The sequence below is a fragment of the Streptomyces sp. NPDC004284 genome (assembly GCF_042874035.1).
GTDB lineage: Bacteria > Actinomycetota > Actinomycetes > Streptomycetales > Streptomycetaceae > Streptomyces.
In genome coordinates, this window is sequence record NZ_JBIAMJ010000016.1 from 41147 (window position 1) to 66466 (window position 25320).

General features: G+C 75.4%; 15 protein-coding genes. 14 read left to right on the forward strand and 1 reads right to left on the reverse strand.

Translation table 11 applies throughout. The features are described 5' to 3' along the window. Positions 1 to 134: 134 nt before the first annotated feature. The 12 genes from ACFYUS_RS30880 (at position 135) to argF (ending at position 21490) form a co-directional block, all read left to right on the forward strand. Positions 135 to 860, forward strand: a complete 726-nt coding sequence (locus tag ACFYUS_RS30880; protein WP_041131732.1) for a Crp/Fnr family transcriptional regulator — start codon at positions 135 to 137, stop codon at positions 858 to 860. Positions 861 to 937: 77 nt separating this feature from the next. Next, a complete protein-coding gene (locus tag ACFYUS_RS30885) occupies positions 938 to 1735 on the forward strand; it encodes a hypothetical protein (RefSeq protein WP_388859361.1) in 798 nt (265 codons plus the stop codon). Beyond that, entirely contained in the window at positions 1732 to 4107 is a 2376-nt protein-coding gene (locus ACFYUS_RS30890) for a hypothetical protein (RefSeq protein WP_388859364.1), read from the forward strand. Before ACFYUS_RS30885 ends, ACFYUS_RS30890 begins: the two co-directional genes overlap by 4 nt. Continuing rightward, complete coding sequence (locus ACFYUS_RS30895) at positions 4104 to 5708, forward strand: hypothetical protein (RefSeq protein WP_388859366.1); 1605 nt, start codon at positions 4104 to 4106, stop codon at positions 5706 to 5708. The genes ACFYUS_RS30890 and ACFYUS_RS30895 overlap by 4 nt, the downstream gene beginning before the upstream one ends. Further along, positions 5705 to 6247 (forward strand): Pycsar system effector family protein, encoded by a 543-nt coding sequence (locus ACFYUS_RS30900; protein ID WP_388859368.1) that lies wholly within the window; start codon positions 5705 to 5707, stop codon positions 6245 to 6247. The genes ACFYUS_RS30895 and ACFYUS_RS30900 overlap by 4 nt, the downstream gene beginning before the upstream one ends. Before the next feature lie 8 nt (positions 6248 to 6255). Then, on the forward strand, positions 6256 to 8712 hold the full coding sequence (locus ACFYUS_RS30905; RefSeq protein ID WP_388859370.1) for a VWA domain-containing protein: 2457 nt from the start codon (positions 6256 to 6258) through the stop codon (positions 8710 to 8712). A gap of 22 nt (positions 8713 to 8734) precedes the next feature. After that, on the forward strand, positions 8735 to 12151 hold the full coding sequence (locus ACFYUS_RS30910) for a tubulin-like doman-containing protein (RefSeq protein WP_388859373.1): 3417 nt from the start codon (positions 8735 to 8737) through the stop codon (positions 12149 to 12151). Beyond that, a complete protein-coding gene (locus tag ACFYUS_RS30915; RefSeq protein ID WP_388859376.1) occupies positions 12148 to 14742 on the forward strand; it encodes a hypothetical protein in 2595 nt (864 codons plus the stop codon). Before ACFYUS_RS30910 ends, ACFYUS_RS30915 begins: the two co-directional genes overlap by 4 nt. Beyond that, positions 14739 to 17003, forward strand: a complete 2265-nt coding sequence (locus ACFYUS_RS30920; RefSeq protein ID WP_388859379.1) for a hypothetical protein — start codon at positions 14739 to 14741, stop codon at positions 17001 to 17003. Before ACFYUS_RS30915 ends, ACFYUS_RS30920 begins: the two co-directional genes overlap by 4 nt. Beyond that, positions 17000 to 19078, forward strand: coding sequence for a hypothetical protein (locus ACFYUS_RS30925; RefSeq protein ID WP_388859382.1), 2079 nt, complete (start codon positions 17000 to 17002; stop codon positions 19076 to 19078). The genes ACFYUS_RS30920 and ACFYUS_RS30925 overlap by 4 nt, the downstream gene beginning before the upstream one ends. Before the next feature lie 49 nt (positions 19079 to 19127). Further along, the gene (locus ACFYUS_RS30930; RefSeq protein WP_388859385.1) at positions 19128 to 20360 is read left to right on the forward strand and encodes an arginine deiminase; all 1233 of its coding nucleotides are present in this window, start codon (positions 19128 to 19130) and stop codon (positions 20358 to 20360) included. Between the two features lie 116 nt (positions 20361 to 20476). Then, positions 20477 to 21490 (forward strand): ornithine carbamoyltransferase, encoded by a 1014-nt coding sequence (argF, locus tag ACFYUS_RS30935; RefSeq protein WP_388859388.1) that lies wholly within the window; start codon positions 20477 to 20479, stop codon positions 21488 to 21490. A gap of 3 nt (positions 21491 to 21493) precedes the next feature. On the opposite strand, the gene ACFYUS_RS30940 is transcribed toward argF, so the two are convergent. Then, positions 21494 to 22000 (reverse strand): ATP-binding protein, encoded by a 507-nt coding sequence (locus ACFYUS_RS30940; protein ID WP_388859391.1) that lies wholly within the window; start codon positions 21998 to 22000, stop codon positions 21494 to 21496. 228 nt (positions 22001 to 22228) lie between these two features. Here ACFYUS_RS30940 and ACFYUS_RS30945 point away from each other — a divergent pair, with 228 nt between their 5' ends. Together ACFYUS_RS30945 and ACFYUS_RS30950 are read left to right on the forward strand one after the other, a co-directional pair. After that, a complete protein-coding gene (locus tag ACFYUS_RS30945) occupies positions 22229 to 23056 on the forward strand; it encodes an enoyl-CoA hydratase family protein (RefSeq protein ID WP_388859394.1) in 828 nt (275 codons plus the stop codon). Beyond that, positions 23041 to 25311, forward strand: a complete 2271-nt coding sequence (locus ACFYUS_RS30950) for a bifunctional salicylyl-CoA 5-hydroxylase/oxidoreductase (protein WP_388859397.1) — start codon at positions 23041 to 23043, stop codon at positions 25309 to 25311. Before ACFYUS_RS30945 ends, ACFYUS_RS30950 begins: the two co-directional genes overlap by 16 nt. Positions 25312 to 25320 lie beyond the last annotated feature (9 nt).

The following is a 25320-nucleotide window of genomic DNA, read 5'->3' on the forward strand; positions in this document are numbered from 1 at the left end:
CATGACGTGACACAACGTCAATAGTGTGGCGGGACACGCCACATGGGAGGGGAACACACACGCGAAAGCGCCGGTCGGCCACCGGCGGACGGTCTTCCCCGGAGGGCCCGCGGACGGTACGGGGGTGAGCGGCGATGAGTCTCTTCGGCCAGGACCGCTCCTTCCTCCACGCCCTCCCCGCGGCCGACCGGCGGTCGCTGCTCGCCGAGGGCGCCCGGCGCGTCTACGAACCCGGGGAGGTGATGATCCGCGAACGCGACACCAGCGCCTATGTCCTCGCGCTCCTCTCCGGCTGGTCCGTCGTCTCCGTCGGCACCGAGCGCGGATCGCGGCTCATCCTCGCCCTGCGCGGCGCGGGCGAGGTCGTCGGCGACCTCGCCGCCGTCGACCGGGGCCCGCGCAGCGCCAGCGTCACCGCCCTCGGCACCGTCGAGGCGGTGGCCGTCTCCGGCGACCGGTTCCGGCGTTTCCTCGCCGCCCGGCCGCACGCCACCGCGCTGATCATGCGCCAGCTCGCCACCCGGCTGCGCAGCGCCGACGTCGAACGCCGCGCCCTCGCCTCCGAGACCGTCCTCCAGCGCCTCGCCGCCCGCCTCGTCGAACTGGCCGAGCGCGCCGGCCGGCGGGCCGACGGCGGCACCGTACTCGACCTTCCGCTGCCCCAGCACGACCTGGCGGCGGCCATCGGAGCCACCCGGGAAGCGGTGGCCAAGGCCCTGCGCCTGCTCCGGGAACAGGACGTCGTCCGCACCGCGAACCGCACCGTCGTCGTCCTCGACATGCCGGTCCTGGTGCTGCTCGCGCAGGGGCGCGCACGCCCCGGCGGAAACCCGGCGGCCGCATCTCCGCCGGGTGTGTAAACGGCTACATCGCCGGCCGCGCCACGCGGCCAGTCTGGACACGCGCCACCACGGCACCACACACAGGGAGTCCGAGAGTGAGCAGTGCGGAAGCGAACGGGGTAGCGGGCGGGATCCACCGGTTCGTCGTCTTCGGCGACATCGTCGGCTCCGGGACCCTGGACATGGCCGAGAAGAAGCTGCACCGGGCCGCGATGTACACCGCCTTCGACGAGGCGTACGGCTCCGTCGGCGTCGAACCCGGCACCTTCCACCAGGAGGACCGCGGGGACGGCATCCTCGCCGCCCTGCGCCCCGACGTGCCGCCGACCCTCATGGTCGGACGGTGGATCGACACCCTCTACGAGAGCCTGCGCGCCCACAACACGGGCCGGAGCCGCCGCCTGCGGCTGCGGATCGGGATGAACGCGGGACTCGTCGCCCAGGACGGCCACGGGCTCGTCGGGCGGGCGGTGGACCTCGCCGCCCGGCTCTGCGACAGCGCCCCCGCCAAGCGGATCATGGCGGAGAGCCCCGAGGTCGACCTGCTCGTCGTCGTCTCCGACTGGCTGTACGGGAACGTGGTCGCCGAGGGCGGGCGGTACGTCGAGCCGGCGCACTACCGGCCCGCCCGCGTCCGGTCCAAGGAGACCGACGAGACCGCGTGGTTCCACGTGCCGCGCAGCACCGCCCCGCCCATGACGGGGGAGCCCGAGGGGGGTTCACAGACCGGCGTTGGGCCGTCGCGGGGGGACGGCCCAACGCCCCGGACCGGAGGCGGGAACCGTACGTTCCACGTCGGGGGAGACCTGCTCGACGTCCACGGCAACACGATCCACGGGGGGTTCACCGGCATCCGCAAGGGCACGGCCGCGGGGGCGGGTGAACCGGAGTGAGCGACCAGGACGAGGCGGCGACCGGGAACGACACCCCGGACCCCGGCCCCGAGCGGGACGACCGGGGCGATCGGGGTGACCGGGGCGATCGACGGGACGCGCACGACCGGGGGGGCCGGAGCGATCGACGGGACGCGCACGACCGGGGCGGCGAGGGGGCCGGCGAGCAGCCGCGCGAGGCGGACGTCTTCGCCGCCGCCGACCGGGCACCCCTCGGCGGCGGCGACACCGGCGGCGCCGCCACGGCCCTCCGCGCCGTCCGCACCTGGGCGGGCGCGACCGGCGACCGCCACACCACCGTCCAGGGCGACGGCGCCTTCTTCGAGGGCAACCAGTTCTTCTCCGTGTACGGCACCGACGACTCCGCGCGCTTCGTCCGGGGACCCGTCCCGCCCGAGACCCTCGACCACCTCGCCCAGGTGTACTGCGAGACCGCCGGCTACCAGCGGATGAAGGAACGGCTCCGCCGCAACCGGCTCCTCGTCCTCTGCGGAGAGCCCGGCAGCGGCCGCAAGGCCACCGCGCTCGCGCTCCTCGACGAGCTCACCGGGGGCAAGGTCTTCCGCCTCGACCCCCGCCACGGCGTCGACGAGATCACGGGGGAGGCCCTCCAGGAAGGCGGTGGGCACCTCATGGAGCTGCTGACCGAGGAGGCCCGGACCGAGAGCGAGCCGCGCTCCCGCTCCGGAGCGGGCGACGGCGCCGCGGCGCGCCGCCCCGCCACCCGCCTCTCCGAACTGCATCTGGACCGGTTCGCGGACCTGCTCCAGGGCCGCGAGGCGTACGGGATCGTCCTCGTCGAGAGCGGTGAGCTCGCCGACCGGATGCTGCGGGGGCGGTACGGGACGTACTGCGCGCCCCCGCCCGCCGACGAGGTCCTCCGCAGGCACCTGAGGCACCGGCTGCGCGGCGAACCCCCCGAGGCCCTCGACACCGCGCGGGCGCTCGCCGCGCGCCCCGACGTCGTCGCGGCCCTCGGCCTGGAGGAGCTGCGGCCGCACGAAGCGGCCCGGCTCGCCGACCACCTCGCCCGGCACCGGCGCGGCGAGCTGACGGACGAGCAGCTCCTCGCCGACTGCGCCACCTTCGTGACGGCCCAGGCCCGTGCCTGGTTCTCGGACGCCGACCGCCCCGGCGCGCTTCCGGAGGCGCTGCCCGCGCTGAACGCCGGGGCGTTCCGCATCGCCGTCGCCGTGTTCGACGGATCCGCCTACAGCCTCGCCGCCGAGGCCGCCGAACTCCTCGCCTGGGAACTCGCCGTCACCCTCGACCCCGGACAGGCGCCGGGACGCCGCCTGTTCGGCACGCACGCCGAGCACCGGCCGATGCGGGCGCGCGCCGTCCTGGAGGACGCCGAACTGGACCTCGGCCCGGCGAAGGTGCCCGTGCGGGCCGTGCGCTTCCAGGGCGAGGCCCTCGCCGCCGCCGTCCTCGGGGAGGTCTGGCACGGCTACCACAACGCCCGCGGCCCGGTGGCGCGCTGGCTGCGCGCCCTGTGCGACGACCCGCGCGCGGAGGTGTGGGTGAGGGCCTCCGTCGCCGCCGGCGTCCTCTGCTCCTGGGACTGGATCCACGGCTTCCGCGAGCTGATCGTCCCCCTCGCCGTGACCGACGCCCCCGTCACCCGCCTGGCCGCCGCGACCGCGCTCGCCGAGTCCGCCCGCGACGACCGGATCAGGCCGGCCGTCGCCTCCGTCCTCAAGGACTGGGCGCTCTCCGACGACCCCACGCTCGTCGGGACCGCCCTGCTGGCCCACGGCTTCGTCCTGCCGGCCGGGGGCGTGCCCGGCTCGCTCGACGCCCTCGCCCGGGTCGTCCGGGCGTGCGAGCCCACGGACGGCGACGTCCTCGTGCCCGCCTCCTTCAGCACGGCCAGGCTGCTCGCCTCCGGAGCGCCCGAGCCCGTCCTGCGGCGGCTCCGGCAGTGGTCCGACGACGGCCGGCCCAACCTCGCCAACCTGGTCCACCTCACCGTCATCCGCGCCCTGAGCACCCGGACCACCCACCTGTGGGGACTGCGCGAGGTGCCCGGACTCGACGAGCACGCGGCCCGCCCCCTGCTCGTCGCGCTCCTCGCGACCCGGCCCGCGCTCGCACCCGGACTCGCCGGGCTGCTGCGGCACACGCTCGCCACGGCCCGCTCCGGAGAGGCCGCCCTCGAAGCCCTCGGCGGCCTCCTCCGGCGCGCCGCGAAGGACCCCGGGGCGCTCGGGCACGTCTGCGCCTTCCTGCCGCTCCTCGCGGTGGACCGCCGTGACCGGGACCGGCTCAGGGCACTGCTGAACGAACTGGTCCGGGACCGTGACCGGCCCCTGGACAGGAGCGCGGCGCGCCGGATGTGGGACGCCGTGACGGAAGGAGCGAACCGATGACCGGGCCCGAGCAGAACAGGAACGCGCGGCCGGACGAGCGGGACCGCGACGAACGGCAGCGGCACGGGGGGCAGGACGGGCGGGAGAGGTACGAGGGACAGGACGGCAGGGAGCGGCGGCGGCAGCGGTACGAGGAGGAGCGGTACGAGCGGCGGCCGTACGAGGGGCAGAACGGCGGGCGGCACCCCGGCGACCGCGACCGGAACGAGGACCCGGACCCGGACGCGGACCTCGACCTCGACGACGGCCGCGCACCGGACGAGGGGGCGGAGCAGGCGCGGGGCCGGGCGCGGCGGCACGCGGCGGCCACCGGCGGACCCGCGGCCCCGGGGCGGCCGCGCGGCCCCCTCCTCGGCGAGTACGCGCCCCCGTACCGCCGCCGCAGCGGCCGGGTCGCCGCCGTGCTCCTCTACCGCAACGGCGGCCACCGGGTGGTCTGGCCGGACCGCACCGAGGACGTCGACAAGCCCCTGTTCGGCTCCCCGTACACCGTCTTCGAGGTGCAGCTCGGCCGCAACGTCACCGAGGTCCGGCTCCAGCTCCCGGCCGCCGGCGACGGAGTCTTCTTCGAGGCCGTCGCCAAGGTCCAGTGGGTGGTGACCGATCCGTACCTCGTCGTCCAGGAGCAGGTCGAGGACGTCGCCGAACTGCTCCACGCCGAACTGCTCGACGGCCTGCGCAGGCTGTCCCGGCGGTTCCGGATCACCGAGGCGCAGCGCGCCGACGAGGCCGTGCGCGAGGAACTCGCCACCGGCCGCCTCAGCTTCGGCCGGGACATCGGGCTGCGCACCCGGGTCCTCGTCTTCATCGACCTCGACGACTCCGTCAAGGCCGAGGTCTCCCGGCGCGACCGGGTCGGCGTCACCATGGAGGCCGACGAGCGCGTCGCCGAGGCGGAGCGGCGCAGGGCGGCGGCGGACCGCGCCCTGGTCGCCGAGCGGGCCCGCGAGCTGGAGGACCTCTTCCGGCGCGGCGACCTCGCCCAGATCGCCCACCACATGGCGATGCACCCCGACAAGCAGTGGGAGATCCGCAGCCAGCTCCAGCGGGAGCGGCGCGAGGGCCAGGACGACTACCTGAGGGTCTTCAACCGGCTCCTGGACACCGGCGTCCTCGAACGGCACGACATCGGCGAGCAGATGTACCAGGTGCTCATGTACCTGCGGTCCCAGACCGGCAGCGTCCTCGGCGGCATCACCGACCGGGTCCTCAACCCCTCCGGCGACCCTCCGCGGCGCCCGCGCGCCCTGGAGGAGGCCTCCCCGGAGCCGAGCGACCCGGACTGGGACGAGGAGCACGGCGAGACCCCGCGCGACCCCCGCGTCTACGAACCGACCCGCGTCGAGTCCGGCTCCGAACGGGAGCGGGAGAGGGAGCGCGATCGGGAACGGGGGCGTGAGCGGGGGCGGTCCCGGGGCCGTGGCGACGACGGCTTCGACGACGGCCACGACCGGTACGAACCGGACGCGTACGAGCGGAACGGCCGGTACGACCGCGACGACCCGTACGACCGGGAGACCCGCGAACGGCCCGGCCGGCCCGCCCGGACCACCGGGCCCGCCCGGCCGAGCTCCGACTTCGACGACTGGGACGACGAATGAGCACCCCGGCCCCGGCCCCCGCGCCCGATCCGGCCCCCGCGCCCGATCCCTTGCGCGCGCCCCTTCCCGTACCGCCCGAGGAGCTGCGGTTCATGGCCGAGCGGCTCCTCGCCACCGTCCGGGAGGACATAGGGCGGGCCGACACCAAGGCCGCGATCCTGCTCTCCGGCGCCCTCGCCTTCCTCGCGGTCGTCTTCTCCGGGGACCGCACCCCGCTGCCCACGAGCGGCGTCGGGATCGCGTTCCTGCTCGCGGCGGGCGCGCTGTGGACGGCCGGGGTCCTGATGCTCGTCTCGGTGGTCCTGCCGCGGACCCGGATCGGCGCGGACCGCACGCTCCTGCGCGAGCTGACGTCCGGCCCGTCCGCGCCCGCCCTGCGGGAACGGCTCGGCGCGTCCGGCGCGGACGCCACCGACTGGCTCCTCGAACAGGCCGGCGTGCACGGGCTCGTGCTCGCGGCGAAGTACCGGTGGCTGCGCCTGGGCGTGTGCGCGCTCGTGCTCGGCGCCGGCCTGGCCCTCTTCAGCGAACTGTGGTGAGAGAGAAGATGCAGTGGACCGACAAGGGGAGCGCCCTGCTCCTCGCCGGGGTGCTCCTCGCGCTCTCCGGCCCGCCGGCGGCCGTCGCCGTCGCCCCCGGCGCCCCTCGTACCGTCGCCGTCGCCGTCGCCCCCGCCGGTCCCCGGGCCGCCCCCGCCTCTCCTCGTACCGCCGCCGAACCCGCCGAAGGACCCGACCCGCTCGACTTCGCCGTCGTCGTCGACCAGTCGGCGAGCCTGGCCGAGAAGGACCTCGCGCGCGAGACCGAGGCGGCCGCGCTGCTCAGCCAGGGCGAGATATCGGAGCGCTCCCGGGCGACCGTCATCGGCTTCGGCAGCTCCGAGAAGTCCGGCCAGTCGCCCGTGCGCGAGGTCTGCCCGCTCGTCGTCGCCGACGCGGCGGGCCGCGAGCGGCTCAGCACGTGCGTCCAGCAGCTCGGCCGCCGCGACGCCGCCCGCATGGGCCCCGGCACCGACTTCCCGGCGGCCGTCCGGCAGGCCGTCACGCGCCTCACCGAGGGCGGGACCGGTACGGCGAAGGCCCCGGCCGTGCCCAAGGTCGTCTTCCTGCTCACCGACGGCAGGCTGGACGTCGCCGACAGCCCCGAGTACGGCACCGACCGCGACACCCGCCAGGCCAACGGCGCCCGCCGGCTCACCGAGGAGCTCGCGCGCGCCCGCGCGGCCGGGGTGCAGATCTGGCCGCTCGGCTTCGGCAGCGAGATCGACCGCTCCGCCCTCACCGCGATGGCCGAGGGCGGCTACCGGGGTTCCTGCTCCGACATCCCCGACTCCGTCCCCCGCATGCGGGTCGTCGACACCTCCGCCGAGATCGACAAGGCGCTCCAGGAGACCTTCGCCGCCGCCCGCTGCGCCCGGCTCGCCCAGGGCACCGTCGGCAAGCCGCCCGCCGACCTGACCGTCACCATCCCGCCCATCGCCACCGACGGCTCCCTCACCGTCGCCAAGCACGACCCGAAGGTGCGGGTCACCTACTACGACCCGGCGGGCCGCAAGGTCCCCGTACGGGGGGAGTTCGACGGCTCGGTCTTCGAGGTGAGCGGCCAGGACGGGCCCGTCGAGGCGCTGCGCGTGAAGGACCCGCTGCCCGGCCCCTGGCGCGTGCACATCGAGGCGCCCGAGGGCCACCGCGACCGGGAGGTCGCCGTCCGGGCCATCTGGCAGGGCCGCCTCCGCTCCGACGTCACCCTCGACCCGGCGTCCCCGCGCGCGGGGGAGAAGGTCACCGTGCAGGTGCGGATGCAGACCCGGCGCGGGGTCGTCATCACCGACCCCCGGCAGCTCGCCGACCTCACGGCCTCGGCCGAGGTCGCCGGCGCGGGCTTCCGGCCCTTCACGTTCCGGCTCGCCGACGACGGACGGGCCCCCGACGCGAAGGCCGGGGACGTCCGCTTCAGCGGCACGTTCACCCTGCCGGACACGGCCACCGGCGACCTGGAGCTCGTCACGCGCATGGCGGCGCCCGGCATCACCTCCGACCGGCGCCCGGTGCACGCCCGGCGCGGCCCGGACGTACCGGTGCTGACCGCGGGGCTCGCCGTCGACCGCGTCACCGTGCACCCCGGCGGCACCGTCCGCGGCACCCTCGACGTCACCAACAACGACTCCGCGCCGCACACCCTGCGGCTCGCCCTCCAGGACCAGACGCCCGGCACCGAGCTCACCGTCGCCCCGACGCCGGTCACCGCGCCCGCGGGCAGGAGCACCCGCATCCCCTTCACCGTGACCCTCGCGCCCGGCACGGCCCTCGGCGAACTCGGCGGCCAGGTCGCGGTCGTGGACACCGGCGACGGCGACACCGTCCTCGACACCGCCTTCCTCGACGTCCTCGTGGTGGCACCGCCCACCTGGTGGGACCGCCGGTGGAAGGCCGTCACCGGCGGCGCCGCCGCCCTCCTCGTCCTCGCCGTCCTCGTCGGGATCCGGATCGCCGCCCGGCGCCGCCTCCGCGACCTCACCGGGATCACGCTCGAACTGTGCGAGGACGGCCGCCCCTTGCACGTGCTGACCGTCCGCAAGGGGCAGAGCCAGGGCGGGACCTTCGCCTTCACCGTCGACGAGCCGTACGGGGGATCACCGATGCTCCGCAGCGTCCGCGGCACCGCCGCCTCCACCGCCCACGTGCTGCGCCGCACCGGCTCCGGCGAACTGCTGCTGCGCCCCCGCGGCGGCCGGCAGGCGCCGGTCAGGGCCGGGGAGCCGATCGGCCTGGGCGACCACGAACTCGTCGTACGGGGCGGGCGGGCGCCCACCCCGAAGAGGATCCGGCCACCCCGCCGGCCCGGCCCCGGCACCGGCCGCGGCGGGGAGACCGCCCCCGGCACCGGCCCCGGTCCGGGACCCGGCACCGGTCCCGCCTCCGGGGCGTCCGGCACCTCCGGGGCGTCCGGCACCTCCGGGGCGTCCGGGACCGGTGGGTCCGACGCCTACGACGTGAACTTCTGAACGGGCACCGAGGAGAGACGCCATGAAGATCTACCAGCCCATGCTCTTCGTCGGACTCGGCGGCACCGGCGGAAAGATCGGCACCGAACTCGAACGGCAGCTGCGCCGGGAGCTGTGCGGACCCGACGGCACCGACCTCGTCGACGGCGGCCGCCGGCTGCCCTTCCAGCTGCCCGACTGCCTCCAGTTCGTCTACGCCGACTTCAGCGAGGGCGAACTGCTCGGCTATCCCCAGTTCCGGGCCAAGGGCGCCGAGGGCGCCGCCTTCGCCCGTACCTCCCGGATGGTCCGCGACCTGCTGCCCACCGACTTCGACTCCTCGCCCGAAGTCGCCCGCATGCTGCGGGTCTCCCTCCACGAGGAGACCCGGCACTGGCTGCCGCCACAGGCCCGCCAGCCGCGCGTCGCCCCCCTCAACAACGGCGCGGGACAGCTGCCGACCGTCGGGCGCGCCGCGCTCTTCGCGACCCTGCGCTCCGGACTCGAACCCGTCCTGCGGCAGCTCCGCGAGGCGATCGGCGCCATCGGGCAGGCGGCCGGCGACCTCAAGCGGGTCGGCGGCGGCCGCATCCGGGGCTGCGACGTCTTCGTCGCCTTCTCCGTCGCCGGCGGCACCGGCGCCGGGATCTTCTACGACTTCATCCACCTCATCGGGCACGAGTTCCGCAACGCCAAGGTGCCCGGCGTGAAGATCTACCCGCTCGTCGTCATGCCCTCCGCCTTCTCGCCCGAGGCGGGCGGCGGACGCGAGGCCGAACTCAACGCGGCCCGCGCCCTCGTGGACCTCTCGCGGCTCGTCGACGACCAGAACGTGCCCGACGCCCTCGACGCCGTCGGAGACGTCGAGGAACGCGGCCGGCTCAGCGTCACCTACCCCGGCGACGGGGTCGTCGCCCTGCGCCCCGCCACCATGCAGACCGCCTTCCTCTTCTCCAAGCCGGCCGTCATAGGCGCCGAGGACCTGCGCCGCTCCATCACCGCCATGGTGATGTCGCTGATCGGCACCGAACTCGGCGAGGACAGCAACTCGGTGAACCGCGCGGAGGACGACTACCAGTCCTTCGCCGCCAGCTTCATCAACAAGAGCGTGGAACGCTCGACCCCGGCCCGGACCGGCATCGGCTACCGCGGCATGTCCACCAGCCTCGCCGCCTCCCTCACCGTCCCCGTCGACGACCTCGCCGAGATCGTCGCCGCCCGGCTCCTCGCCCAGGCCGTCCGCGGCATGTCCGAACGCGCCCGGCGGCCCGCCCGGGACGGACAGGACATGGTCCGGGACCTCTTCACCCGCTCCGGCATCGGCCGCCTGTGGAGCCGCGAGGCCCCCGACGTCCCGCTGCCCGAGCAACTGCCCAGGGGCAGCCGGGACATCACCCAGGAACTGAGGCAGCGGCTCAACGACATGGAGGAGTCCCTCCAGCGCCTCGACGTCCGGCTCTCCCGCGAGATACCGCGCCTCACCGATGACTTCAAGCCGGGCGCGGGCGCACGCGAACTCCTCGGCCTCATCGGCCCGTTCCAGCTGGAGACCGTCCTCGCCGGACTGCCCGGCCACCCCGACCGGGTGGCCAGGGAAGGCTTCACCGGCATGCTCGACAACCGGCGCAACGACCCCGAACGCCCCCCGAACGTCCAGACCTCCGCCCCCAACATCCCCCACATCAGGCGCGGCGTCGGCGGAGTCGTACCGGCCCGGTGGACCGACCCCGACGTCCAGGACACCCTCGCCGCACAGCAGGCCTGGTACCAGTGGCGGGCCCGGGTCCTCTGGCACCGCGGCTGGCAGGCCGGCGAGAACCAGTGGCGGCGCTCCCTCAACCGCGTCACCGCCGAGATCGCCGAACTCACCAAGGTGCTCCGCGCCCACGAGCAGGACGAGGCGAAGTCCTTCGCCGACAGCCGCCGCGAGCTCTACCGCCCCGACCGCGCGGGCATCGCCTACCTGCTGCCCCCGCAGAACACCCTGCGCGCCTTCTACGACGACGTCGTCGACCGCCTCGCCCAGAGCGAGGGCCTGCCCGAGACCACCGACGCCGCGACCCTCCTCGACCGGCTCGTCGGGCCCGACGACTGGCGGCGCGCCCTCGACGCGGTCCGCCGCTCCTCCGGGGCGGCCGTGAAGGAGATCAAGCAGGTCGTCGAGCGGCGGGTCAAGCGCCTCTTCGGCGAGGCCAACGAGGACGTCTTCGCCCGCCCCCTGCTGCCCTCCATGGAGCTGCTGCTGCGGGCCGCCGCGGGCGACGAGACCGCCGAGGCGAAGGTCGACCCGCGCTGGCTCGACCAGTTCCGCTCCCGGCTCGCCGGACTCCTCCCGGTCGGCTTCATCCCGGACGGCAGCGGCCCGCTCAAGATCCTCATCGTGCACCCGGCGAGCGAGTCCGACGGCCGCGCCGCCGACTTCCTCGCCCAGGAGCTCAACCTGCCCGCCCGGGTGTTCCCCGAGTGCCGGGCCGTCGACACCGACTCCATCACCGTCGTCTTCTTCCGCAGCGGCATGAACCTCACCGACATCTCCGAGGTCCGCAACGTCCTCAGCCTCTGGTCCGAGGCCCGCGACTCCGGCGGCGAGGGCGACTTCCTGCACTGGCGCCAGCGGCTCGGCCACCAGGACGACTGGCTCGTCTCCACCGAACAGGACCGGCAGCGCATCCTCCACCGGCTGCTCTGCGCCATGTGGAACGGCCACATCGCCGCCGAGGGCCCGCCCGGCTCGCCCCGCCTCGTCCGGATCCGTCTCCAGGACGGCGAGTCCGCGACCATGTCGCTGCGCCTGGAGGGCTTCGACGGCTCGCTGTCCAGCTGGGCGGGGCTGCTGCGCGCGTACGAGCGCTGGGCGCTGCTCGACGAGGGGCAGATCATCGAGCAGTTCTGCGAACGGCTCATGCGCGCCCTGCCCAAGGGCCTCGCCCAGGTCCCGGAGCCCCCGTCGCCGCTCTTCACCCACTTCGTGGAGCAGGTCGCCCCGCGCCAGCTCGCCCTGATCGACGAGATCGCCGCCGAGTACGGCGAGACGGACAGCGAATGGCTCGCCCCGCTCCGCCACTTCTGGGAGGTCACCTACCCGGGCGCCCTCGACATGCGCTTCCCGAGCGCGGCCCGCCCGACCCGCGCCAGCCTCCGCGCCCTCTACGAACGCCACGCCCCCGGGAAGGGCCGGGGACAGGACCAGGGCCGGGGACAGGGACAGGACCGGGCGCGGGGGCTGCCGCGACCGCGCCCCGGGCACGAGGACGGTGCCCGGTACGAGGCCGGGGGCGGGCGCGATCCGCGTTCCGCGTACGCGAACCGGCCGCCCTCCCCGGCGCCGTCCGCCTACGAGGGCGACTGGGAGCTCGATCCGGAGCCGTACTTCGGGCCGGACGAGGAGGAGTACGGACCGGAGGACGGGCCCGCCGACGCGGAGCCGTACCGCCGGGGCCGGGACGGTGGGGCGGAATGAGCGCACACGTCCCCTCCGTCCTGCCCGAACGGCCGCTGCCGGGCCACGCCGTCTGCCTCGACCTGCGGACGCCGCCGGCCGGGGCGTACGACCCCGACGCCGCCGTCCGCGCGGCCCTGGACGTCCCGCAGCCCGGCGGCGAGCGGCGCTTCCTCGTCGTCGACGGGGCCGACCGGCTCGTCGCCCACCAGCTGCTCTACGAGCGCCTCTCCTCCTACGGGCCCGCGCACATCGTGTGCGTGGCCGTCGGCACCCGGGGCGAGCGGACCCTGAGCCGCTCCCTCACGCTCCGCCCGCCCCCCGCCGGCATCCTGTGGGTCTTCGACTCCACGGAGGAGGGCGTCCCCGGCGAGGCCGTGCTGCGCCCGCTCGTCGACGTCCTGTCCACGCCCGAGGTCTTCGACGCCGTCCTGCGCGCGCTCGGCGAGGTGGTGCACGGCGTCGCCGTGCCCGCCGTGCGGGTCCTGGAGCACGACCTCACCGACGAGGCCAGGGCGCGCGCCTGGCGGCAGGCCGTGGAGGGGCTGACCGGGCCGGACGTCCCGGCCGGGAACGTCTCCGCCGACCAGGTGCCGGCCGCGCTCGCGCTCCTCCTCGACGAGGGCGTCCCGCGCTCCCTGTCCGGCCACCCGTGGCTGCCGCCGCAGGGCAGGGCGGGGGCCCGGCTCGCCGCCTGCGACGGGGCGGTCGCCGAGGCCGTCGAGGACTGCCGGCGGATCCGGGGCGCGGCCGGTCTCCTCACCGGGGCGGGCCGGAGCGTCGACCTGCCGGCGGACATCGAGCGGGTGACGACGGAGCTGGACCGGTTCCGCACCGCCGTCGCGGACGCGTTCGGCGCGGCGGGCGGCACCCGGCTCACCACCGAGCACCGGGGGATGCTGCGCGACCGGGGGATCGAACTGCCCGAGCTGCCGCGGGAGATCTCGCGGGCCGGGATCGTCCCGGCGCTGCGCGACCTCACCCACGACCTGATCGGCAAGGGGCTGCCGCTGCGGTCCGTCGCGGCCCGGCTCTCCGCGCTGTCCGCGCGCACCGCGCCCGTGGGCAGCGCGGCCCGGCTCGCCCGGCTCGACGCGATCTGCGGCCCCGAGCGGCTGCGGCGGCTCGGCACCCCGTACCCGTTCACGGCCGGTGGCTCGCGCCCCGCGGCCTTCGCGGTGACCGGGCTCCTGGCGCTGCTCGCCGGGCTCTGGCCGGTGCTCGGCTGGGGCCTCGGCCCCGCCGTCGGCGTCCTCGCCGCCGGGCTCGCCCGCCTGATGCTGCGCCGCAGGCCGAACCGTTCGCCGGACGGCCGGATCGACGGCGGCGGTTCGACGGGCGCGGCGCCCCGGCTCCTCGGCGGGCTGCTCGGTGGTCTCGTCGGGGCGGGCCTCGGCCGGTTCCTGGGCCTGCCCGGCTGGGCGGGGGCGGTGGCGGCGGCCGTGTCCGTGGCGGCCGTCGTGCTCCTCGCGCTGCGCGACTGGACCCGGGCCGTGGACGACTGGTGGGCGCGCGCGGACCCGGAGGAGGCCTGGCGGATCCTGCGGGAGATCCAGGCCCTGGTGGTCACGACCGCCGTGCACGACTGGCTCTTCGCCGAGGTGCGGCAGCACTGCTCGGCCGGGGCGGGAGCCGTGGCCGGGCTGCTCAGGGGCCTCGCGGAGACCGCCGACGCGCACGGGCAGCCGCGGGCGGCGCGCACGGGCGGCGGCCGGGAGGCCGGGCCGCCGCCGGTCCGGGACTCCGGCACGGCGTCCTGGAGCTGGGAGGACTGGCGGGACGACGCGGACGACGCGGACGACCGGTGGGACGGACAGGAGGCCTGGGCCGGGGGAGCGGAGGCCTGGGAGGACGGAGCGGGGTCCTGGGAGGACGGAGCGGGGGACGGCCTCTGGTCCGACCCGGCGGGGAAACCCCCGGTCGCCGACCCCGCCGCCCCCGAGCCGCCCCCGTACGGTCTCCCCGCCGACGGGCCCCCGCCGGTTCCCGTCCCCGCCCCCGGCTGGCTGGAGCGGCGGTACGGGGACGGGGGCCCCGCGCTCGTCGACACCCTCGTCGGGGACCTGGTCGCCGGCACCGTCCTGATCCTCGACCGGTGCTGGGCGGGCATCGAGCGCGACCCCGGCGCCCTCGCGCGGACCGGTCACGAACAGCGGCTCACGGAGCTCCTGGACGAGACCCGGCTCCGCCTGGAGCAGGACGTGGCCGCCTCGCCGCCGCCCCGGTACGAGGGCCTCCGCGACCCCGACGCGCTCACCTCCCTCGCGGCCTTCATCGACCGTTCCGACCGGCCCGACGCGGCCCGCCTCACCGGGGTCGCCGCCGACGCGGTGGCCCGGCTGCTCCTGACCGAGGACGACCCGGGCCGTACGGTCGCGCTGTGCGGCCCCGAGCACCTGCGGCTGCTCTCCCACGATCCGCTCGCCGCCCGGCAGGTCCGCTTCGTGCCCGAGGCGATGCGGCGCGGGGCCGCCGGGGACGACATCTGGCGGGGCACCGCCGAGGACGTGGTGTGGACCGGCGCGGGACGGCACGCCGGCATCCTCCGTCTCGTGCCGCTGCGCGCGGACGTCGTGCACACCGTCCGCGCCGAGGAGGCGGGAGAACCGTGACCGACCCGAACCAGCCGGGTGACCCGTACCGCCCGAACCAACCGGGCGACCCGTACCGCCCGCCTCATGCGACCGACCCGAACCAGCCGATCGGCCCGGACCACCCCGACCACCTGAGCGAGCCGCGCCCGCCGGCCCATCCGTACTACCAGGAGCTGGAGTTCCTCAGCCCCCGGGAGGTGCCGCTCCGCTTCGCCGTCCGGTACGGCGAGGACCACCGGCCGCCGGGCCGCCCCGGTGTCCTTGCCCGCCGGGCCACCCTCGGCGCGGGCTCGCACGTCCTCCAGTACCGGCTGCCCCCGTCCGCGCAGGGCGACCCCGGCGCGTACGGCCTCCTGGAACGGGAGGTGACGGCCGCCGTCGCCCTCGAACGGCGGTACGGCGGGGCGAGGTTCGGCGCGGTGTTCGCCCGGATCGTCGGCTTCGACCTGACCGCCGCCGAGCCCTTCGTGCTCTACCGGCCGCCGACGGGCCGCCCGCTGTCCGAGTGGGCGGGCCGCCTCGGCGCCGGGGACCAGGAGCGCATCACCGGCCAGCTCACCATGGCCGTCATGCTCCTGGGCGAGGCCGGCCTCGTGCACCGGGCCATCGCGCCCGACACCGTACGGTGGGACGGCGCCCGGGTCCGGCTCTGCGAACCGTACGCGGCGCAGCGCGCCGGAGAGGCCCGCGAGCCCTTCGGCGGCGCCCCCTGGGCCTCGCCCGAACAGCGCGCCGGCCAGGGCGCCGCCGACCCGCGCGACGACCTGTGGTCCGTCGCCGAACTCGCCTACTACCTGCTCTCCGGCCGCCCCGACCGGGGCGAGGGACCCCCGGCCGACCTCGCCGACTACCGCCTCCTCGCCGCCCTCGGACAGAGCGGCCTCTTCGCCGCGCGCGCCGCGGACCGGCCCCACCCGGCCGCACTCATGCGGCTGCTGCACGTGTCCGACCCGCTCGCCACCGCCGTCGGGGCGGCCGACCCGCTCGACCGCTGGCGCGCCGAGTACGACATCCAGATCGCCAGGAAACGCGCGGCCTCCGGCGGCGCCCCGCCCGAACGGCACCCGGAGGAACCGGCCCCGCCGGAGCCGCGCCCGCCGCGCCCCTCCCTCTTCGACCGGATCTTCGGCGGCGGAGGCGACCAGGCCAGACCCGTCACGCCCGCGGCGGCACCCGCCGCGACGCCCGCACCGGAGCCGCTCCCGCCGCCCCGCAGCCGCATGTGCCCCCACTGCCTGCTCCCCGTCGAGTACGACGAACGGCTGCTCGTCACCATCGACGCCAAGGGCAACCGGATCCCGCTCGACCTCAGCGCCGAACGCCGCCCCGGCCACATCGCCGACGCCCTGCGCAAGGCCTACCACCTGTGCCCGCACACCATGGACGGCGACGAGGAGCACGAACTGCCCGTCGCCTACCTCACCCACGGCGAACCGCTCTCCATCGCCCTCGTCGGCAGCTCCTCCGTCGGCAAGACCCACCTCCTCGCCGCCATGCTCGGCGAGGTCGAGCTCGGCGGCCTCGAACCGTACGGACTCAAGTGCCGGCCCCTCGACCCGGAGGCGCACCGGACCTTCGTGCGCGAACGGGTCCAGAGGCTCAAGGAGGGGCGGCAGCTGGGCCGCACCGGACAGCAGACCTTCGCGCGGTTCGCCGACGGCCTGCTCGTCCAGGCGGGCGGCGCGCCGGCCCGGCCCGTCGTCTTCTTCGACCTCGCCGGCGAGGACCTCGCACAGGACGGGGAGGTCGGCCGCTTCCTCATGGGCGTCGACGCCTTCGTCTTCGTCCTGGACCCGCTGCGCGCCCTCCCGCTGCCCGGCCTCGACCCGGTCCGCGAGCAGAGCGGGCTGCGGCGGCGCGAGCTCGGCGACGAGGCCTTCACCACCGTCCTCAACCGCATCCCCCGGCAGCGCGGCGGACTCGTCGCCGCGCCCGCCGCGCTCGCCGTCAACAAGAGCGACCTCGTCCGCTTCGAACCGGTCGTCGACCGCTGGCTCGGCCGGGCGCTCCCCGGCCGCCACGACCCCGCCGCGGTCCGGGCGGAGAGCCGGGACGCGTACGCCTTCCTCGCCCACCACGCCGGCGCCGCCTGGCTCAAGCCCTTCGACGACTGCGCCGACTGCACCCTGCACTTCGTCGCCGCGACCGGCGGGCAGGCACGCGGCGACCGGTTTCCGCACGGGGCCCGGCCGCGCCGGGTCCTCGCACCACTGCTGTCGCTCTTCGCCCTGTGCGGGCTGCTGCCCGGGGCGGAACCTACGGAGGGGAACGCCCGATGACGCGGACGGAGCACGAGGCCGACCAGATCGTCTTCCGCTGGGACAGCGAGAACCCCACCGGCAACACCGGCTTCGGCCCCGTCGCCTGGTCCGGGCCCCGCGAGGACGCCGAGAACGTCTTCCGCCTCTACGGCCCCGTCCTGCGGGCCACCGGCGACGAGACCCGGCCGGCCCTGATACGGCTCCGGGAGCGCGCCTCCGTGGTGCTCATCCGGCGCGCCCCCTTCAAGGACGCCGACGGCAGGACGTCCGTCCTCTGCCACGCCCTCGTCGGCGCGCCCGGCCTCCTCGACCCCGCCGTCTGCCTCGGGCTCCACGCCTGGACCTGGGAGGGCGCCGCCGCCGTGGACCTCACGGAGGTGCGCGGCGGGCGTCTCCCGGCGGTACGGAAGGAGGTCCTCGTACCGGCGGCGGGCCGCGGGCAGCGAGAGCTCGACGCGCGCCTGCCGTACGTGGCGGAGGAACTCGTCGGCACGGTCGCGGAGTTCCTCCGCCACCCCGGCGAACGGCTCACCGTCCTCGACGAACGGGGCGACACCACCCACCCCGTGCTGTGGGGGCTGCACAGCATGCTCCACAGCACCTTCAAGGGCCCCTGGACCTTCGCCACCCACGACACCCTCGAACTCGCCTCGCTCCGCTTCGCGTTCGTCGGCCGCTGGTCCGGCGCGGCGAGCCGCAACACCGAGCGGCACCGCGTCGACCCGCGCGAACGATGCGGCGACCGCGCGGAGGAGATCGCGGCCCGCCTCGTCCACCACCACCTGGAGGACGTCTCGGACGGAACCCGCGACCAACTGATCGCCCGCGTCCTCCACGCCACCGCCTCCACCCACCGCACCTCCCTCCTGGACGCCGCCTCCCGAACCGCCGACCGCCTCGACGCCCTCACCCCCCACGCCTCCAAGCCCCCGACCTCACGCTCCCGCGACCGATCCGGCCCCGACCCCCGGGACCAGGCGGCCCCTGACCCCCGAGGCCAGGTCGGCCCCGACCCCCGGGACCGGTCCGGCCCCGGAGGGCGGGGCGCCCCCGACCCCCGGCGCCCCGGCTCGCCCGGTGCCGGGCGGTCCGATCCGCGCGGCTCGCAGCACCCGGCCGCTCCGGGGCCCTCCTGGTTCAGCACCCCCGGTCCGGCTCCGGCTCCGGCTCCGGACCCGGACCCGGTGGTCCGGTCCGGCGGGGCGGGCCCGGTGGAGCGGACCGTCCCGCCGGACACCCGGGACGAACCCGTACGCGATCCCGTACCCGAGCCCGTGCGCACCCCGGAGCCCCCACCGGCGCCCGTGGCGCCGCCCGTACCGACGACCCGGCCGGAACCCGTACCCCCGCCCCCGTACGCCCCGCCCGTGCTCCCGGCCGTCGAGCCGCAGTGGACCGGGCCCGGGAAGGGGGCGGGGCGGCCGCGCAGGAGGGAGGCGGAGACTTCGCTGGTGCACAAGCTGAGGGACGTGCGCAGTGTGGAGGAGGCGCGGGAGCTGGTCGGGGTCGGCGGGGACCGGGAGCTGCTCGACGCGCTGCGCCGGCAGCAGGCGTACGCGGTCGTCACGGTGCTCCTCGGGGAGGTCGCCCGGCGCCTGCCGTCGTGGGGGCACGGGCTGCGCCGGGAGCTGTGCACGGTGGTCATCGGCCGGGAGCTGTGGGCCGTCGGCCCGTCCGCGGCCCGGGGCGGTTCCGAGGAGCCGTCGGAGGACCTGCGCGCGGTCAACGCCGCCGAGCTGCACCGCTGGGCGGTCCGCCCGCTGCTCGGGGGCGGCGACGTCCCGGTGGGTGCGGTCGCCACGCTGCTCTCGCGGCTCCACGCGAGCCCGGAGCCGTCCGCGTGGAAGACGTTCTGGCTGATCGTCGACGGGGAGCGGCCGGGGCTGCCGGACGCGGTCTGGCTCCACCTCCTGAAGGAGGCGTACGGGCTGCCGCACACCGCGCCCCGCCCGGCGCCCCCGGCGCCTCCGCCCTCCGGCCTGGACCACCTCGGCAGCGGCTACACCCGCCGTTTCCTGCGCCGCGCCGCGCTGCTGATCGGGGGCATGCTGGCCACGATCGTCCTGATCGACGTGGCCCGGTGGCTCATCTGACGGTGTCGAAAGGCGGGCCAGGGCCGCCCGGCTCCGTCAGGATGGACGCATGGGATTCCATGTCGATTCCGAGACCGGGCGGCTGCGCCGCGTCATCCTGCACCGGCCCGATCTGGAGCTGAAGCGGCTCACCCCGACCAACAAGGACGCCCTCCTCTTCGACGACGTGCTGTGGGTGCGGCGGGCCCGGCAGGAGCACGACGGTTTCGCGGACGTGCTGCGTGACCGGGGAGTGGAGGTGCACCTCTTCGGGGACCTGCTGCGCGAGTCCCTGGAGGTCCCGGCGGCCCGCGCGCTGGTCCTCGACCGGGTCTTCGACGAGAAGGAGTACGGGCCGCTCGCCGCCGACCACCTCCGCGCGGCCTTCGACTCGCTGGACGCGGCCGCGCTCGGCGAGGCGCTGGTCGGCGGCATGACGAAGCGGGAGTTCCTGGCGGTGCACCGGGAGCCGACCTCGGTCCGCTTCCACGCCCTGGACCTGGACGACTTCGTCCTCGGCCCGCTGCCGAACCACCTCTTCACCCGGGACACCTCGGCCTGGATCTACGACGGCGTCTCCATCAACGCCATGCGCTGGCCGGCCCGGCAGCGCGAGACGGTGCACTTCGAGGCGATCTACAAGCACCACCCCCTGTTCACGGGCCCGGAGGCGGGCTCCTTCCACCACTGGTCGGAGGGGCAGGCGGACTATCCGTCGACGATCGAGGGCGGGGACGTCCTCGTCATCGGCAACGGCGCCGTCCTGATCGGGATGAGCGAGCGGACCACGCCGCAGGCGGTGGAGATGCTGGCGCGGAGGATGTTCGCGTCCGGTTCGGCGCGCGCGATCGTCGCGCTCGACATGCCGAAGCGGCGCGCGTTCATGCACCTGGACACGGTGATGACGATGGTCGACCAGGACACGTTCACGCAGTACGCGGGGCTCGGCATGCTCCGCTCGTACACGATCGAACCGGGTGACGCGGGGCAGTCCCTGCGGGTCACCGATCATCCGCCGGAGCAGATGCACAGCGCCATCGCGGCGGCCCTCGGGCTCCAGGACATCCGGGTGCTCACGGCGACCCAGGACGTGCACGCGGCGGAGCGCGAGCAGTGGGACGACGGGTGCAACGTGCTGGCCGTGGAGCCGGGGGTGGTCGTCGCGTACGAGCGGAACGTCACGACGAACACGCATCTGCGCAAGCGGGGCATCGAGGTGATCGAGATCCCCGGCAGCGAGCTGGGCCGGGGGCGGGGCGGTCCGCGCTGTATGAGCTGTCCGGTGGAGCGGGACGCCGCCTGAGCGCCACGGGCGGGAGCGGAACAGAGAGGGGGGGCTGTATAGAAATGTTGAAGTGTGTATACACTTCCAGAGTATCGACCGCCGTCCTCCCGACCGTACCCACAGGAGCGCGTCCCATGGCCACAGACCTCATCGGCCGCCACTTCCTCAAGGAGCTGGACTTCACCGCCGAGGAGTTCCGCGGCCTGATCGCGCTCGCGGCCGAGCTCAAGGCCGCCAAGAAGGCGGGCGCCGAGGTGCAGCGGCTGCGCGGCCGGAACATCGCCCTGATCTTCGAGAAGACCTCGACCCGCACCCGCTGCGCCTTCGAGGTCGCCGCCGCCGACCAGGGCGCCTCCACCACCTACCTCGACCCCTCGGGCTCCCAGATCGGCCACAAGGAGTCGGTCAAGGACACCGCCCGGGTCCTCGGCCGGATGTTCGACGGCATCGAGTACCGGGGGGACAGCCAGGCGAACGTCGAGGAGCTCGCCGCCTTCGCGGGCGTGCCCGTCTACAACGGGCTCACCGACGACTGGCACCCCACCCAGATGCTGGCCGACGTGCTCACCATGACCGAGCACGCCGACAAGCCGCTCGACACGATCGCCTTCGCCTACCTCGGTGACGCCCGCTTCAACATGGGCAACTCCTACCTGGTCACCGGCGCCCTGCTCGGCATGGACGTCCGGATCGTCGCCCCGAAGGCCTACTGGCCGGCCGAGGAGGTCGTCGCCGCGGCCCGCGGGCTCGCCGAGACCAGCGGCGCCAGGGTCACCCTCACCGAGGACGTGTCCGAGGGGGTCGCCGGGGCCGACTTCGTCGTCACCGACGTCTGGGTCTCCATGGGCGAGCCCAAGGAGGTCTGGGACGAGCGGATCGCCGCCCTCACCCCGTACTCCGTCACGATGGACGTGCTGCGCGCCACCGGGAACCCGGACGTCAAGTTCCTGCACTGCCTGCCCGCCTTCCACGACCTGGGCACGGCCGTCGGGCGGGACATCCACACCCGGCACGGCCTGACCGAGCTGGAGGTCTCGGACGAGGTCTTCGAGTCGGAGCACTCGGTCGTCTTCGACGAGGCGGAGAACCGGATGCACACCATCAAGGCGGTCCTGGTCGCGACCCTCGCCGGTCCGGCGGGGGAGTAGCCCTCAGGGACGGCGCCGCTGGGCCGGTATCCCCGGGAGCGTGAACCAGACCGCCTTGCCGTGCGCGGTGGGGCGGTGGCCGCAGTCGCTGCTGAGCGCCCGGATCAGGAGCAGGCCGCGGCCGTGCTCCTGCCAGGGATCGACCTCGGCCTCCGGAGTGGGGCAGACGAGCTCGCCGGGGCCGGCGGGCTGGGAGTCGTGGACCTCGATCTGACAGCCGCCGGGCGCCGGGAACAGCTCGACGACCAGCTCGATGGGGCCCGCGCCGGCGGTGTGCTCGACGGCGTTGGCGACGAGCTCGGCGGTGAGCAGCTCCGCCGTGTCGCTGTCGGGGCGGTCGGCGGCGCCGGGGTCGATGTCGGTGAGCGCGGTACGGATCAGGGCGCGGGCGATCGGCACGGCGGCGGTGGTGTGCGGCAGGCGGATGCGCCAGGAGGTTCCGGGGCCGGCGGCCGTGGTGTCGGCGGCGGTTCCGGGGCCGGCGTCGGCGGGTCCGGTGACTTCGGGCATGGGGCGGGCTCCCTTCACCGAGGGGCGGGTGGGGCGAGTGGGATGGAGGCATCCCTAGACGTCCTGTTTTCAACCTTACGAGGTGCAATATCCGCTTCCCAGAGCACCCCCGCCTTTCCGGTAGGGACTTCGGTCGCCGGTGGTCCGGGACCATCTGCCTTATCGCGTACTCGTGACGACAGTCACAGTACGGTGATACCCTCCGTGCGGAGGAAGGAGGCCCCTCGAATGAGCCCCTTTACCGGCTCCGCGCCCCGCACGTCACGCTGGCGGCACCTGCACCTCGACATCGACCAGGGCGTCGCCACCGTCACCCTCGCCCGCCCCGCCAAACTCAACGCGCTCACCTTCGGCGCCTACGCCGATCTGCGCGACCTCCTCGCCGAGCTCTCCCGCGAGCGCGCCGTCCGCGCCCTCGTCCTCGGAGGCGAGGGCCGCGGCTTCTGCTCGGGCGGCGACGTCGACGAGATCATCGGCGCCACCCTCGCCCTCGACACCGCCCGGCTCCTCGACTTCAACCGGATGACCGGCCAGGTCGTCCGCGCCCTGCGCGAATGCCCCTTCCCCGTCATCGCCGCCCTCCACGGCGTCGCCGCCGGCGCCGGGGCCGTCCTCGCCCTCGCCGCCGACTTCCGGATCGCCGACCCCACCACCCGCTTCTCCTTCCTCTTCACCCGGGTCGGCCTCTCCGGCGGCGACATGGGCGCCGCCTATCTGCTGCCCCGGGTCGTCGGACTCGGCCACGCCACCCGGCTCCTCATGCTGGGCGAGCCCGTCCACGCCCCCGAGGCCGAGCGCATCGGACTCCTCAGCGAGCTCACCGAGGAGGGTGCGGCGGGGGAGCGGGCCGCCGCCCTCGCCCGGCGCCTCGCGGACGGCCCCGCCCTCGCCCTCGCCCAGACCAAGGCCCTGCTCACCGCCGAACTCGACATGCCGCTCGCCGCCGCCGTCGAACTGGACGCGGCCACCCAGGCGCTCCTGATGAACGGCGAGGACTACGCCGAGTTCCACGCCGCCTTCACCGAGAAACGGGCCCCGAAATGGCGGGGGTGCTGACGGTGCCGGGCCCCCGGAACATCGCCGTCGTCGGCGGCGGTCCCGGTGGCCTCTACGCGGCCGCGCTCCTCAAACGCCAGGATCCGGCCCGTGAGGTCACCGTCTGGGAGCGGAACGCGCCCTCCGACACCTTCGGCTTCGGGGTCGTCCTCTCCGACGAGACCCTCGGCGGCATCAGGGACGCCGACCCCGTCGTGTACGAGGCGCTGCGCCGGGAGCTCGTGCGCTGGGACGACATCGACGTCGTGCACCGGGGCCACCGCACGACCTCCACGGGCCACGGCTTCGCCGCCCTCGGGCGCCGCCGGCTCCTGGAGGTCCTGCACGCCCGCTGCGCCGAGCTCGGCGTACGGCTGCGCTTCCGCACCGAGGCCCCGCCCGCCGCCGTCCTCGCCGCGAGCCACGACCTGGTCGTGGCGGCCGACGGCGTCCACAGCCGCACCCGCGAGACCCACGAAGCGCACTTCCGCCCCCGGATCACCACCCACCGCTGCCGCTACATCTGGCTCGCCGCCGACTTCCCCTTCGAGGCCTTCCGCTTCGAGATCGCCGAGACCGAGCACGGCGTGATGCAGCTCCACGCCTACCCCTATTCCAGCGGCGCGTCCACGGTCATCGTCGAGATGCGCGAGGAGGTCTGGCGGGCCGCCGGCTTCCACGAGCTCGACGAGGCCGAGTCCACCGCCCGCTGTGCCAAGGTCTTCGCCGAGGCGCTCGGCGGCCGGGAGCTCCGCTCGAACAACTCCGCCTGGACCGCCTTCCGCACCGTCACCAACGCCCGCTGGTCGTACGGCAACACCGTCCTCATCGGCGACGCCGCCCACACCGCGCACTTCTCCATCGGCTCCGGCACCAAACTGGCCGTCGAGGACGCCGTCGCCCTCGCCGCCGCCGTCGGCGCCCACCCCGACCCGGACGAGGCCCTCGCCGCGTACGAGACCGAGCGCCGTCCCGTCGTCGAGTCCACCCAGCGCGCGGCCGGCGCCAGCCTGCGCTGGTTCGAGGAGCTGGCCGGGCACGTCGACCGGCCGCCCCGCCGCTTCGCCTTCGACCTGCTCACCCGCAGCCGCCGCGTCACCCACGCCAACCTGAGACTGCGCGACCCGGCCTTCACGGCCGCCGTCGAGGAGGACTTCGGCTGCCCGCCCGGCACCCCGCCCATGTTCACCCCCTTCCGGCTGCGCGGACTGACCCTCCGCAACAGGGTCGTCGTCTCGCCCATGGACCAGTACGTCGCCGTGGACGGCGTCCCCGGCGACTTCCACCTCGTCCACCTGGGCTCCAGGGCCCTCGGCGGCGCCGGACTGGTCATGACCGAGATGGTCTGCGTGAGCCCCGAGGGCCGCATCACCCCCGGCTGCGCCGGCCTGTGGAGCGACGAGCAGGCCGAGGCCTGGTCCCGCATCACCGCCTTCGTGCACGCCTCGGCGCCCGGCACCGCGTTCGGCGTCCAGCTCGGCCACTCCGGCCGCAAGGGCTCGACCCGCCGCATGTGGGAGGGCATCGACCAGCCCCTCCCCGAGGGCAACTGGCCCCTCGTCGCCGCCTCGCCCCTCCCGTACCGGGCGGGCGTCAACCAGGTCCCGAGCGCCCTCGACCGCGCCGGACTCACCGCCGTGCGCGAGCAGTTCACCGCCGCCGCCCGCCGCGCCGCCCGCATCGGCTTCGACCTCCTCGAACTGCACGCCGCCCACGGCTATCTGCTCTCCGGCTTCCTGTCCCCGCTCACCAACCACCGCACCGACGCCTACGGAGGCGACCTCGCGGCCCGGCTGCGCTACCCCCTCGAAGTCTTCGACGCGATGCGGGAGGTGTGGCCGGCCGACCGCCCCATGACCGTCCGGATCTCCGCCACCGACTGGGCCGAGGGCGGTACGACCGCCGACGACGCCGTCACGATCGCCCGCGCCTTCGCGGAGCACGGCGCCGACGCGATCGACGTCTCCACCGGCCAGGTCGTCCCCGACGAGGACCCCGCCTACGGCCGCTCGTACCAGACCCCCTACGCCGACCGCATACGCAACGAGCTGGGCGTCCCGGTGATCGCGGTCGGCGCGATCTCCTCCTGGGACGACGTCAACTCCCTGCTCCTCGCGGGCCGCGCCGACCTCTGCGCCCTCGCCCGCCCGCACCTCTACGACCCGCACTGGACCCTGCACGCGGCGGCCGAGCAGGACTACCGGGGCCCCGCCGCCCCCTGGCCCGCCCCGTACCGCGCGGGCAGCCGCCGCCCGCCCACCGGCCGCCGGGACTGAGTCCGGGGG

What these genes read in the sequence shown, in the direction of transcription:
- ACFYUS_RS30880 (WP_041131732.1), top strand. Translation starts at nt 135, where the DNA reads ATGAGTCTCTTCGGCCAGGACCGCTCCTTCCTCCACGCCCTCCCCGCG.
- ACFYUS_RS30895 (WP_388859366.1), top strand. Translation starts at nt 4,104, where the DNA reads ATGACCGGGCCCGAGCAGAACAGGAACGCGCGGCCGGACGAGCGGGAC.
- ACFYUS_RS30900 (WP_388859368.1), top strand. Translation starts at nt 5,705, where the DNA reads ATGAGCACCCCGGCCCCGGCCCCCGCGCCCGATCCGGCCCCCGCGCCC.
- ACFYUS_RS30905 (WP_388859370.1), top strand. Translation starts at nt 6,256, where the DNA reads ATGCAGTGGACCGACAAGGGGAGCGCCCTGCTCCTCGCCGGGGTGCTC.
- ACFYUS_RS30910 (WP_388859373.1), top strand. Translation starts at nt 8,735, where the DNA reads ATGAAGATCTACCAGCCCATGCTCTTCGTCGGACTCGGCGGCACCGGC.
- ACFYUS_RS30915 (WP_388859376.1), top strand. Translation starts at nt 12,148, where the DNA reads ATGAGCGCACACGTCCCCTCCGTCCTGCCCGAACGGCCGCTGCCGGGC.
- ACFYUS_RS30925 (WP_388859382.1), top strand. Translation starts at nt 17,000, where the DNA reads ATGACGCGGACGGAGCACGAGGCCGACCAGATCGTCTTCCGCTGGGAC.
- ACFYUS_RS30930 (WP_388859385.1), top strand. Translation starts at nt 19,128, where the DNA reads ATGGGATTCCATGTCGATTCCGAGACCGGGCGGCTGCGCCGCGTCATC.
- argF (WP_388859388.1), top strand. Translation starts at nt 20,477, where the DNA reads ATGGCCACAGACCTCATCGGCCGCCACTTCCTCAAGGAGCTGGACTTC.
- ACFYUS_RS30940 (WP_388859391.1), bottom strand. Translation starts at nt 22,000, where the DNA reads ATGCCCGAAGTCACCGGACCCGCCGACGCCGGCCCCGGAACCGCCGCC.
- ACFYUS_RS30945 (WP_388859394.1), top strand. Translation starts at nt 22,229, where the DNA reads ATGAGCCCCTTTACCGGCTCCGCGCCCCGCACGTCACGCTGGCGGCAC.
- ACFYUS_RS30950 (WP_388859397.1), top strand. Translation starts at nt 23,041, where the DNA reads ATGGCGGGGGTGCTGACGGTGCCGGGCCCCCGGAACATCGCCGTCGTC.